The following is a 12,064-nucleotide window of genomic DNA, read 5'->3' as shown; positions in this document are numbered from 1 at the left end:
CCCATGAGGGATGGACCGCAACCGGGCTGCCCGCCGGCCCAAGTCAGCGGCCCACATGGGAACGCGAACGATGTCTCCGGACTCTCCGCAACCGCATTCAAGGACACGCAGCATGGCGCGCAGCAACCACACCCTGGGTTCAACGAGCGAGTATGGCTTTCCGCAGGCTCGCCTCCTTATCCCGGCCCGGCCGCAGCGATTGCTCTCGGCTGCCATCGTCCTCGCCCTGTCCGTCAGCAGCCACACGATGGCCAGCGAAGACGACGCAATCGCCTTCACCGCTGACACCCCGGCGAGCGTTAGCCAGCAAACGCTGACCCTTCCCTTTGATGATGCGGTCGAGCGCACGCTCAGCCAGAACGCCGCCGTGGACATCTCCCAGGCGCGAATCGCCGAGGCCCGCGCGGCAATCGAACAGGCCAACGGCAATCTCCTGCCCACGCTGGACCTGTCGTTCGGCGTGATGGGGTCGAACAACCCGCTGAACGTCTTCGGCATGAAGCTGCAGCAGGAGCAGGCGAACTTCAACGACTTTGGTGCCGGTGAATTCTTCCAAACCTACGCGAACGACCCAGCCAACCTGCCCGCGGCCCTGGAAACCGAGCCGGACAATCTCAACGATCCCGGCTGGCACCACAATTTCCAGACCTCGCTGAAGCTCTCTATCCCGATCTATAACGGCGGCAAGATCCGCGAGATGCGCACCCAGGCCCAGGCGCTGCTGCAGGCCGCGCAATCCGGTGACGAGGCCGCCCGTCAGCAACTGGTACTCCATACCGTCGAGGCCTACGCCGGCATCAACACCGCCGAGGCCTTTGTCGAGGTCGCAAGCCAGGCCCAACAAGCGGCCAATTCCTTCCGTGATCTCTCGCAGAATCTTTATGACGAAGGCGTGGTCACCAAGTCCGACCTGCTCAAGGCCCAGGTGAATCTCGGCGAGCGTGAACTCGACGTCGAGAACGCGCGTAACCAGGCCGCCAACGCCACCGATGGCCTCAAGGTACTGACCGGCATCGACACCCTCCAGGAAATCGACCTCAACGAGGCGATCGACGTCTCCCTGCCCGAGACCACGCTCGACGAGGCTCGTCAACTGGCGCTGTCCAACAACCCGCGCATCCAGGCGCTGCGTGGTCGCATCGCCGCGGCTCGCGCCGAGGTCGACGTGGCACGGGCGGACTTCAAGCCGCAGTTCAACCTGATGGCACAGCAAGACTTCAACGACGACTCGCTGGGCCTGCGCAATGACAGCTACACCGTCGGCGGTGTGCTCACTTGGCGGGTATTCGACTTCGGTGCCCGTTCGGGCAAGGTCGATCGCGCCCAGGCTAAGGTGGACGCCAGTCTCGCCGAACGCCAGCAGGCCCTCGACAAGCTCATCGGCCAGGTCGGCAAGATCTGGCGCGAGGCCAACATGGCGGAAAAGCGCGTTGAGGTCCGTCGCCTGGCCATCAACCAGAGCGAAGAGGCCGTGCGCCTGGAGAAACTGCGCTACCAGCAGGGCCTGGCGACCATGACCGAGCTGCTCGCCGCGCAGACCGAAGTGGACAACGCGCGTGCCGAGCTGATCCGGGCCCGTTTCCAGCGGACCATGCAGCGCGCCGCTCTGTGGCTGGCACTGGGCGAACTCAACCCCGAACGGGTCGAGTCGGTGCGCGCCGACGGCGTAAAGGCGGCACTGGACACCTCCGAATCCTGATCGGCCGGCACGCCCCGGCCACGGTACCTATTGCGATCCAACGAACGAGATCCATCGATGATGCAGCAAGCGACACCCCCCCTCTCCCCAGTCACGGACCACCGATTTGCAAGTCGGCTGGTCGCCCCCCTGCTCGCCGGCCTTCTGCTGGCTAGCTGTGGCGGCGAGCCAACCGAGCAACCGACGGCTGGTGCCGAGAACACGATCCAAGCCGACTGGATCACGGTGGATGCCGGCCAGGTCGACGACACGGCACTCTTCCCCGGCACGGTGATCGCCAGCGACCAGTCGCCGATCGCCTCGCGGATGATGGGCTACGTGCGGGAAATCAACGTCCGCGAGGGCGAGAGCGTCGAAAAGGACCAGCCGCTGCTCACCATCGACCAGAGCGACGTCGACACGCAGATCCGTCAGGCCCAAGCGGCCTTGGCAAAGGCCCGCTCCGGCCTGGCGAACGCGCGCAGCAACTACGAGCGTTTCCAGCGGCTGTACGACCAGAACGCCGTACCCAAGCAGCAGTTCGAGCAGATGCGCACGGCCTACGAGGTGGCCCAGGGGGATTACCAAGCCGCCCAGGCCGCCGTCGAGCAGGCGCAATCGCAGGTCAATTACGCCCAGATCCGCGCCCCGTTCGCCGGGACCATCGTCCAGCGCATGGTCGATCCCGGCCAGCTGGCCACCCCCGGACAGCCGTTGCTGATGCTGATGGGTAGCGGCGATCGCGAGATACAGGTCGAGGTCGACGACCAGGCCTACTCGCGACTGTCCGAAGGCGACACGCTCGAGGTGGGCTACCGCGACAACGACGGCAACCCGGCCTCTTTCTCCGCGGATGTACTGCGACTGGTATCGGCCGCCGATCCGATCACCCGCACCCACACGGTCAAGCTGAGCGTGCCGTCCGACCTGTCCCTGACGCCGGGCAATTTCGTCACCGTCAGCGTGGTTCTCGACCAGAAGGCGGCGATCCTGGTGCCAACGGGCGCCATCCATGATCGCGGCGGCATGCAGGGCGTGTTCGTACTGGACGGCGAGGATCGGGCGCGGTTCCGCATTGTCCGCGTCGGCCAGGAGCGTGCTGGCGAAGTGGTCGTGCTGGCCGGCCTGCGTGACGGCGACCGCGTGATTACCGAGGCCCAGGGTCGACTGGCCAACGGCGTCAAGGTCGTATCGAGCAACGCAAGCGAGGGTGATGCATCGTCATGAGCCAGACGAACAACGCCAAGGAGCCGAAGCTGAATCTCGCGGGCCGGCTTGCCAACAGCTTTCTGTATTCCAAGATCACCGCCCTGATCATGATCGCCATCACGCTATTCGGCCTGATGGCAGTCCTGATCACCCCGCGCCTGTATAACCCGGAGATCGTGGTCCCCGGGGCACAGATCTTCGTGCAACGCCCGGGCAACGATGCCGCCCAGATCGAGGACCAGGTGGTCAAGCCACTCGAAGCGCTGATGGCACGCCTCAAGGGTGTCGAGCACACCTACGGGATGGCCATGGATGATCTGGGAATGGTCACCGTGCAGTTCGAGGTGGGCAGCGACGAGGAGGCGAGCCTGCTGCGGCTGTACAACGAGATCACCCGCAACCTCGACCGCCTGCCACCCAATACCAGCATGCCGCTGGTCAAGAGCATCGGCATCACCGACGTGCCGATCATGAGCCTCACCCTGAGCTCGGAGGAACTGGACAGCACCCAGTTGCGCGAGGTCGGCCAGCGCGTGCTTGAGCAGGTCCAGAACGTGCCAGAGGTGGGTGCCAGCGAGGTTATCGGCGGCCACCGCCGCGTGCTGGCGATCGACATCGACCCGCAGCGCCTGGCGGCCACCGGCGTGCCGATGAGCCGACTGAGCGAGATGCTCCAGGGCGCCAATGTCGTACTGCCGGGTGGCGCACTGACCCACGACAACCGGGAATTCCGTCTGCGCACGGATGCGGCCTTCACCGGACCGGAAGATCTGGAGAACCTCGTCATCGGTCAGCACGAGCAGCGACCGATCTATCTCGCCCAGGTCGCCAACATCTCCTACACCCCCGAGGAAAACGACCAGTACACCACCCATGCCTACGGCCCGGCCAACGACATGGGCAAGCGGGCGGGCGACCCGACGGCCGCGGTGACCGTCACCGTGGGCAAACGCGCGGGGGCAAACGCCGTGACGGTCGCCGCCGCGGTCAAGGAAAAGCTTGCGGTGATCGAGCGCGAGCTGCTTCCCGAGCAGGTCGATCTGACCATCACGCGCGATTACGGTGATCGGGCGGACGATGCGGTCAACACCCTGATCGAGCACCTCGGCGTGGCCGTGCTGGTGGTGCTGATCATCCTGTTCTTCTTCCTCGGCTGGCGCGAGGCGCTGATCGTCACCCTGACCGTGCCGTTGACGCTGTTCGTGGTTCTCGGGGTGGGCTGGATCTTCGGTCAGACCATCAACCGCATCTCGCTGTTCGGCCTGATCCTGTCGTTGGGCCTGTTGGTCGATGCCGCGATCGTGGTGATCGAGAACATCCACCGGCACATGCACGCGGGCAAGGAGCCGTCATTCTCCGACCTGTTGGTGAAGGCGACCAACGAGATCGGCAACCCGACCAACATCGCGACCCTGGCGGTCATCCTCGCCTTCGTGCCGATGGCGTTCGTCTCGGGGATGATGGGGCCGTTCATGCTGCCGATCCCGATCAACGTCTCGATCGCGATGATCGCCTCGCTGATCCTGGCCTACATCATCGTGCCCTGGACGGCATACCGCTGGCTGGGCCCGAAGGCCCGCAAGGCGCTCGCCAAACGCGAAACCCTCGAAGGCGACCCACACCACGAGGACTGGCTGATGCGCAACTACAAGCGCATCACCAAGCCGTTGCTCGGTTCGCGAATGTTCTCGCTGGCGTTCCTCCTGTTCGTGCTTGGCCTGATGATCGCCTCGATGCTGATGCCGGCATGGCAGTTTGTCCGTGACGCGGGCATGAACGGCCCGCTTTCGCCGGCCGGCGTGAGCCTCAAGATGCTGCCCGAGGGCAACGTCGACACCTTGCTGCTCGAGGTCAACACCCCCGAAGGCACGGCCACCGAAGGCACGTCCCTGATCGCCGATGCGGTCGGTGGTGTCATATCGCGGAACCAGTACGTGACCGACTACCAGACCTACGTGGGTCGTACGGGGCCGTTGACCTTCGCCGGCATGGTCCGTGGCGACATGATGCGACAGGCACCCAACATGGCGCAGATTCGCGTCAACCTGGTCGATCGTCACCATCGCCCCGTGACCAGTGAAGTCGCCATGGGAATGTGGGAACAGCTCGAACCGGTGCGCGAGCAGTACGCCGATTCCGGTATCAAGATGTTCCTGACACCGCCCGGCCCGCCGGTCCGCGCCCAGGTACTCGCCCGCATCCACGGGCCGGACTACGAAACCCTGCGCGATATCGCCAGGCAGGTACGCGAGCGCTTCGACGACGTCTACGGCATGATCAACGTCGACGATTCGATCACCGCCGATGCGCCGGAATACCGCATCGAGGTCAATCAGACCAAGGCGCTGCAGTCGGGCATCGCCCCGGCACAGATCGCCAAGGTGGTCCACGAGTACGTCAACGGGCAAACGCTCGGCACGGTGCACGACACCGACACCTCCGAGCCGGTCAACGTCGTGCTGCGACTCGACCAGGCCAACCGCGCCTGGATCCGCCAGATCCGCGACCTGACCGTCACTACCCCCGAAGGCAGAGCGGTAAAGATCGGCAACCTGGTCGACATCCGCGAGGGCACGGTCACCAAGCCGATCATGGACCGTGACCAGCACCCGGTGGTCTTCGTTCAGGGCGATCTGCTCGGCTCGAGCCCCGTCTACGCCACGTTGACACTCAACAAGTGGCTCAACGAGATGGAGCTGGACGATAACGTCAAGATCAGCACCGGCAACCTCGGTTTCTTCGACACCCAGCCAAATGACCTCGAGGGCTATCAAGCACTCTGGGGCGGCGACATGCGACTGACTCTCGACGTTTTCCGTGACCTGGGGGCGGCATTCATCGTCGCGCTGGTCTTCATCTACCTGCTGCTGGTCGCCTACTACCAGTCATTCATGCTGCCGTTGATCGTGATGGGCGCCATCCCGCTCACCCTGGTCGGCATCTTCCCGGGCCACTGGCTGTTCGGCATGCCTTTCAACGCGACATCGATGATCGGTTTCATCGCGCTGGCAGGGATCGTGGTAAGGAACTCGCTACTGTTGATCGACTTTATCCTTGACTACCGGCAGCAAGGCTACGGGTTGAAGGAATCGGTACTCGAGGCCGGGGCGGTGCGCTTCCGCCCGATCCTGCTCACCGCACTGGCGATCATGTTCGGTTCGGCGATCATGATCACCGATCCCGTCTTCGGTGGGCTGGCCGTCTCGCTGATCTTCGGCACCTTCGCCTCGACCATGCTGACCCTGCTCGTGATCCCGATCATGTACTACTTCTGGCAGCTCGATCAGCAGATCAAGGCCGAGAAGAAAAAGGCCCGGGCGGCATGACCGGCGCGACTTGACGACTCAGGTCGGCCCACCAAACCACCGCAAACCAAAAAACCGCGATCCCGGGCAGCCGGGCTCGCGGTTTTCTTTGCCTTGAACGCCTACACTCCGCCAGTCAAAACCACTGAACATGTCGCTATGGCCGAACACCCACTGACACCCCTGCACGCCGATCCATTCGAGCGCGCCCTCGTGGACACCAACGCCCTGCCCTGGGTGCAATCCCCGGAACCGACCGTGGAGCGAAAACTGATCGAACGCGAGGGCGGCGACGGCACGCGGGCAACCAGTCTGGTGCGTTTTGCCCCCGGGGCGTCGTTCCCCGAACACGTGCATCACGGCGGCGAGGAGTTTCTGGTGCTCGATGGGGCATTCTGCGACGAAACCGGCTGTTTTCCGGCTGGGCATTACGTCCGCAATCCGCCCGGCTCGCGCCACCGTCCGAGCGCGCCGGATGGCTGCGTGATCCTGGTGAAGCTGCACCACCTCGACCCGCGCGAGGGCGAGCAGATCGTGGTCGACACGCGCCACACGGCTTGGCAGTCGGGGCTGGTGGACGGGCTGGAGGTGATGCCGCTGGGCGGCTTCGAGGGCGAGCACACCGCGCTGGTGCGATGGGCGCCGGGCACCCGTTTCAAGGCGCACCGTCACTTCGGTGGCGAGGAGATCTTCGTCATCGAAGGCACCTTTGCCGACGAGCGTGGTGAATACCCCGCCGGTACCTGGCTGCGCAACCCGCACTGGAGTCGGCACGCGCCCTACTCCGAAACCGGCTGCACCATTTGGGTCAAGACCGGACATCTGCCCATTCCCGATGCCTGGTATCGGGAGACTCAAGCAAGCCGGTAATGAGCGTCAGTCTGTGTCAGAAGGCAGCGAGACGGTGGTTGCCGCGATCGAGGCCCCCTGCGCGGCGAGTCGGGTCATCAACTGATCAACCAGGGATTGCGCGCCCTCGGCATAGTGCTCGGCGTCATTGGTCTCGAGCTCGAGGGTTTCATCGAAGATCATGGCCTCAAGCAATTGCCGCTCGGCGGCCCGATACCAGCTGCAGGCCACTTTCATCTGCACCTCACCCTGCGCCTGGACTCCCCCGCTGGGGCCGAGTTGATGTTCCAGGCGCTGGAGCTCGCAGTACAGGCTCAGATCGGAGGGCACACGCGCCCCACCGCGGATAACGGTTCTCACCCAGGGCTGAGACGAGAGGGTCTCGTCGATGATCTCGTTGAGCATTACGCCAGGCGGACTGGCCCAGCGATTGTCGCGGTAGTAGGACAACGATTGACGCCCATGGCTGTAGGCCATGTCGCGGCGGTCGATCGCGCTGGCGGCGCGCGTCTCGATCAATCGGACGATCACCGGTTCACTGACGTCAGCAACCTCCATCACCGGATCCGGCGCAACCAGCCGCCACTGCTGCGGCTCCCCATCCCGTTCCGGCAAGACGGCACAGCCGCCCAACAGCAGCGCGACCCCGAGCGCCACCAGCGGCCGCGCGAGACCGGAATCCGGTTTTGTTTCAACAAGGTGGTTCATTTATCTCTCATCCTGGTTCAGGTCGCGACTCGCGTTTAACGGTTCGCCTCACCGGGTCCCGGGGCGCGCTGGTCACCACCGAAGATCGCCCGCGACGGATCGTCGTCCAGCGTCGAGGTGAATTCGCTGAGTCGGCGGGACAAGTCGCGAAGATCACGGATCAGCAGACTGATGTCGGGCAGCGTCTGGCGCGAAATCTCGTCGGCAGCCCGTTCCCCCGCCTGGCTAAAGCCCACCGTCACCTCGGCGGCCGTGGCCACCCGATCGGCGGTCTGCTCGAAGGTATCCATGGTCACCGAGGCCTTGCCGATTGCCAGATCGAGCGAGTCCATGGTGTCATGGGCCCGGGCGAGCAGGCGCTCGCCGTTCTCGGTCAGCGCGGCCGTGTTCTCCGCGGTGCGCGAGGCATTTTTCAACAAGGAACGGAGCGTCTCGCGCTCCTCGGCGAGCGTCCCGGTGATCTGATCCAGATTCGCGACGGTACGGTCCACCGCCTGCAGGTTTTCCTCGCTCAGCAACCGGTCGATCCGTTCACTGACCGCGACCAGCCGCACCATGGTGTCGTTGAGCCCGCCTTCGAGCTTGGAAAATAGCGACGGCTCGTAGGGAATCAGCGGGCAGCAGGCATCCGGGGCAGCCGGGAGATCTTCCTCGGCCGAGCCACCCTTAAGGTTGAGCACGCTCAAGCCCGTGACACCCTGCGGCTGCAGTTGGGCGCTGGTATCGGCCCGAATAGGCACGGTCTGGTCGATCAACAACCGAATACGGATATTGTCCGGGTTGCGCCGATCGATGCGGATGGTATCCACGTAACCCACGTCCACCCCGTGGTAGTAAACGCGGCTGTCGCTGTTCAGCCCGGAGACGCTGTCGGTCGCGTAGACCAGATACGGGCTGTACTGACGGGAAGACCCCCCGCTGTAAAGCCACCAGGCGGTCAACACCGACGCGCCGAGCAGCAGCACGACGAACAATCCCACGATGCTGTAATTGACCTTCGATTCCATGACCGCGCCCTAGGTGCTCCCCCGATTTGTTCCCGGCTGACTCGCTTCGAGTTTGGCATACTCCGCCGACCGACTGCCGCGGAAATAGGCAATCAGCTCCGGCTCGTCGCGTTGCGCCAGATCGGCCGCGGGGGCGAAGGCCAGCACGCGCTTTCGAGCCAGAAACGCCACCGCGTCCGAACCACGCCAGATCGAATCGAGGTCATGGGTGGCCTGTATGACCGTCAGCCCGAGCGAATCGGTCAGCTCGCGGATCAGGTCATCAAACCCCGCCGCCGCGATCGGATCAAGCCCCGACGTGGGCTCATCAAGGATCAGCAGACGCGGATCAAGCGCCAGCGCACGTGCCAGGGCAGCGCGCTTGACCATGCCACCGGAGAGTTCGGCCGGATACTTGACAGCGCTATCGGCCGGCAGGCCGGCAAGCAGCACCTTGCTCATTGCCAGTTCTTCCAGCCAGCGTCCACGAATCGAGGTGTGTTCACGCAGTGGCAGCATGACATTTTCCAGCACCGTCAGGGCGGTGAACAACGCCCCGCCCTGGAACAACAGCCCAATCCGCCGCCGCAAATCACGTTGAGCCCGTTCACCCACCTCGAGGGCATTCTCGCCAAACAGCTCCAATTGCCCCGCATCGGGGTGCCGCAGCATCGACAGGGTGCGCAACAGGACCGTCTTGCCGCTCCCCGACCCGCCGACCAGCGAGATGATGCGTCCCGGCGGCAGCTCGAGGTCCAGGTCCTCGTGGACGCACTCCTTGCCAAAGCAATTGCGAATGCCGATCAGACGGGCAACCGGCGCCATCGATTCGCTCTGCGCTGGGCTGTGGTTGTGGGACGCCATCGCCAGTCAATATCCCATCAGGTTGAAGAGCACGGAGAACGCGGCATCGATCACGATCACCAGGAAGGTGGCCTGTACCACGCTCACCGTGGTCGCCCGACCCACGGCCAACGCGCTGCCGGCCACCCGCATCCCCTGCATGCAGCCGACCAACGCGATCGCGATGGCGAATACCGGCGTCTTGATCAGCCCGAGCATCAGGGTGGTCAGGTCGACCACCTCCGGCAAGCGATCGAAATAGACCGAGAAGCTCACGTCGAAGCTGTAGGCCGCGACCACCGCGCCCCCCAACAACCCCATCAGGTTGGCAAACACCGTCAACAGGGGCAGCACCACCATCAGGGCGATGATCTTGGGCAGAATGAGAATATCGAACGGCGAAATACCGATCGATCGCAGCGCGTCGATCTCTTCGGTGATCCGCATCGTCCCCAGTTGGGCGGTATACGAGGACCCCGTCCGTCCGGCGACGATGATGGCGGTCAGTAGCGGCCCCATCTCGCGCAGTGTGATGATGGCAACCAGGTTGACGATCAGGATATTGGCACCGAAATCGGCCAGGGTCGCGCCGGCCTGGTAGGCCATCACCATCCCGACCAGGAACGACAACAGGCCGACAATACCCAGCGCCCGCAACCCGGCGGCCTCGATTTCGGCCACCACCTCACGCCAGCGGATACGCCAGGGGAACGCGATCAGCTTGCCACCGCGCACCACCAGTTCGCCGATGAACGCGAGAAAGGCATTGCCCTCGGTAAACTTGGCGACGCTCGCCCGGCCGATTTTCGCCAGCACGCCCTCGCGCGGCGGTCGAGGTGCCTTGGGTGGCGGCAACCGCCCCTTGAGCAACTCGATCAGGTTGCGCTGCCTCTGAGGAAGCTCCCCGAGATCCACCGACGCCCCGGCCTGCTCCAAGTGATCGACGATCCGGGCAAGCCTCAGTGCCCCGGCGCTGTCGAGTGCGTCAAGTTCCCCCTCAACCCGAACCGTCATGCCGGACTCGTCCGAGCCACTGAACCCGGCAGATAATGACCGATCGATTGCCGAGAGGGCGTCGGACTGCGCCAGGGTCCATTCACCGGTCAGATGCAGATGCCACACATCCTCATCGCCCCGGTCGAGGGCGACGCGCGGCGGCGCATTCACGGAAGATCCTTTTTCTGGCATGAACCGGGCGATCTCGGTGGCTTGATCGGACGGGAAGTATCGACGGCGTCAGCGCAGGTCATTACCACCGGGGATTCCCGCCCCGGCACGAGACAATTGGTGCAAACGCTAACAACGACGCTGCTCAAGCGTAGGCGCAAACCGCACCCCCCGTCCATCCGCGTCGGCGAGGTTTCCACCGCCCGCCTCACCAGCACTCAGTTGCGTCGGTCGAACGAGACGAACCTGATAGAATACCGGACCTTTTTATGGCGATTGCCGCGCGCCTCGACCACGCCGGCAAAAGCAACCCACGCGGACAACCGCGACACGAGGAGATGCCCATGGAAAAACAGCGCTTGCAAAAGGTCCTCGCGGCCATGGGGCTGGGCTCGCGTCGCAAGATCGAGAACTGGATTGCCGAGGGCGCGGTCAGCGTCAACGGCCAGACCGCGAGCCTGGGCGACCAGGCCGGGCCCGGCGACATCATCGAAATGGGTGACCGACGCATCCAGGTACCCGACGTGCGGCCGGTCCGCCGCGTGTTGATCTACCACAAGCCCGAGGGGCAGATCAGCGCCAATCACGACCCCCAAGGTCGTCCCACCGTCGCCGAGAACCTGCCTCCGATCCGCGAGGGGCGCTGGATCACGGTCGGTCGACTCGACTTCAATACCAGCGGCCTGCTGCTGGTGACCAACGACGGCGAGCTCGCCAACCGTCTGATGCACCCGAGCTACGGCATCGAGCGCACCTACGCCGTTCGCGTGTTCGGTGGCCTGAGCGACGAACAGCAGAAACAACTGCTTGCGGGGGTCGAACTCGACGACGGCCCGGCCAGCTTCAAGCGCCTGGCCGATGCCGGCGGCCAGGGGCAAAATCACTGGTACCACGTCACCTTGCACGAGGGGCGCAACCGCGAGGTGCGCCGCATGATCGAGTCCGTCAATGGGGCGGTATCCAGGCTGATCCGCATCAGCTACGCCGGGGTCACCCTGCCGCCACGCCTGCGGCCCGGCAAGGTCCAGGAACTCGAACCCGACGTTCAGGGCGCCCTCGCCGAACTGGTGGGCCTCAAGGCCGAGAACCGGCAAAAGACGCTGGGACGCCACGACGCGCGCCGCGCCCACAAGCCGTTCAAGGCCGGCCAGTCGGTGCGTGACAGCAAGGGCGCCAAGCCCCGCCGCGGCGGGGGCGACAAGAGTGCGGGCCCGGTCAGTCACTCGCTCAAACGCGAAACGACCATCAAGCCGGCCACCTCGCGACGCAAGGCCGGTGCCGCGCCCAACCGCCGCGGCGGAACGAGCCGCTAAGGCGAG

General features: G+C 64.6%; 9 protein-coding genes. 5 read left to right on the top strand and 4 right to left on the bottom strand.

Translation table 11 applies throughout. The annotated features are described in order from the left end of the window. Positions 1 to 112 precede the first annotated feature (112 nt). The 4 genes from ABGV18_RS05090 to ABGV18_RS05075 all read left to right on the top strand — a co-directional run bounded on the left by ABGV18_RS05090 (position 113) and on the right by ABGV18_RS05075 (position 7,062). On the top strand, positions 113 to 1,699 hold the full coding sequence (locus tag ABGV18_RS05090; protein ID WP_396585099.1) for a TolC family protein: 1,587 nt from the start codon (positions 113 to 115) through the stop codon (positions 1,697 to 1,699). Between the two features lie 57 nt (positions 1,700 to 1,756). Then, positions 1,757 to 2,905 (top strand): efflux RND transporter periplasmic adaptor subunit, encoded by a 1,149-nt coding sequence (locus ABGV18_RS05085; protein ID WP_396582199.1) that lies wholly within the window; start codon positions 1,757 to 1,759, stop codon positions 2,903 to 2,905. Further along, on the top strand, positions 2,902 to 6,213 hold the full coding sequence (locus ABGV18_RS05080; RefSeq protein WP_396582198.1) for an efflux RND transporter permease subunit: 3,312 nt from the start codon (positions 2,902 to 2,904) through the stop codon (positions 6,211 to 6,213). Before ABGV18_RS05085 ends, ABGV18_RS05080 begins: the two co-directional genes overlap by 4 nt. A 138-nt stretch (positions 6,214 to 6,351) precedes the next feature. Beyond that, positions 6,352 to 7,062, top strand: a complete 711-nt coding sequence (locus ABGV18_RS05075) for a cupin domain-containing protein (RefSeq protein ID WP_396585098.1) — start codon at positions 6,352 to 6,354, stop codon at positions 7,060 to 7,062. Between the two features lie 6 nt (positions 7,063 to 7,068). On the opposite strand, the gene ABGV18_RS05070 is transcribed toward ABGV18_RS05075, so the two are convergent. From ABGV18_RS05070 to ABGV18_RS05055, 4 genes are read right to left on the bottom strand one after another with little or no spacing between them, the layout of a single operon-like run. Continuing rightward, on the bottom strand, positions 7,069 to 7,749 hold the full coding sequence (locus ABGV18_RS05070) for an ABC-type transport auxiliary lipoprotein family protein (protein WP_396585097.1): 681 nt from the start codon (positions 7,747 to 7,749) through the stop codon (positions 7,069 to 7,071). Positions 7,750 to 7,784: 35 nt separating this feature from the next. After that, positions 7,785 to 8,756, bottom strand: coding sequence for an MlaD family protein (locus ABGV18_RS05065; protein ID WP_396585096.1), 972 nt, complete (start codon positions 8,754 to 8,756; stop codon positions 7,785 to 7,787). A gap of 9 nt (positions 8,757 to 8,765) precedes the next feature. After that, positions 8,766 to 9,599 (bottom strand): ATP-binding cassette domain-containing protein, encoded by an 834-nt coding sequence (locus tag ABGV18_RS05060; protein ID WP_396585095.1) that lies wholly within the window; start codon positions 9,597 to 9,599, stop codon positions 8,766 to 8,768. A gap of 6 nt (positions 9,600 to 9,605) precedes the next feature. Beyond that, positions 9,606 to 10,745, bottom strand: coding sequence for an MlaE family lipid ABC transporter permease subunit (locus tag ABGV18_RS05055; protein ID WP_396585094.1), 1,140 nt, complete (start codon positions 10,743 to 10,745; stop codon positions 9,606 to 9,608). 344 nt (positions 10,746 to 11,089) lie between these two features. Here ABGV18_RS05055 and ABGV18_RS05050 point away from each other — a divergent pair, with 344 nt between their 5' ends. After that, positions 11,090 to 12,058 carry a pseudouridine synthase gene (locus ABGV18_RS05050; RefSeq protein ID WP_396585093.1) on the top strand — a complete coding sequence of 323 codons (969 nt, stop codon included), beginning with the start codon at positions 11,090 to 11,092 and terminating at the stop codon, positions 12,056 to 12,058. The last annotated feature ends 6 nt before the right edge of the window (positions 12,059 to 12,064 follow it).

The organism is Guyparkeria halopsychrophila, assembly GCF_044582135.1.
In the GTDB taxonomy this organism is placed as follows: domain Bacteria; phylum Pseudomonadota; class Gammaproteobacteria; order Halothiobacillales; family Halothiobacillaceae; genus Guyparkeria.
Note: the sequence above shows the minus strand (reverse complement) of the source record. Positions and strands in the feature narration are given on the sequence as shown.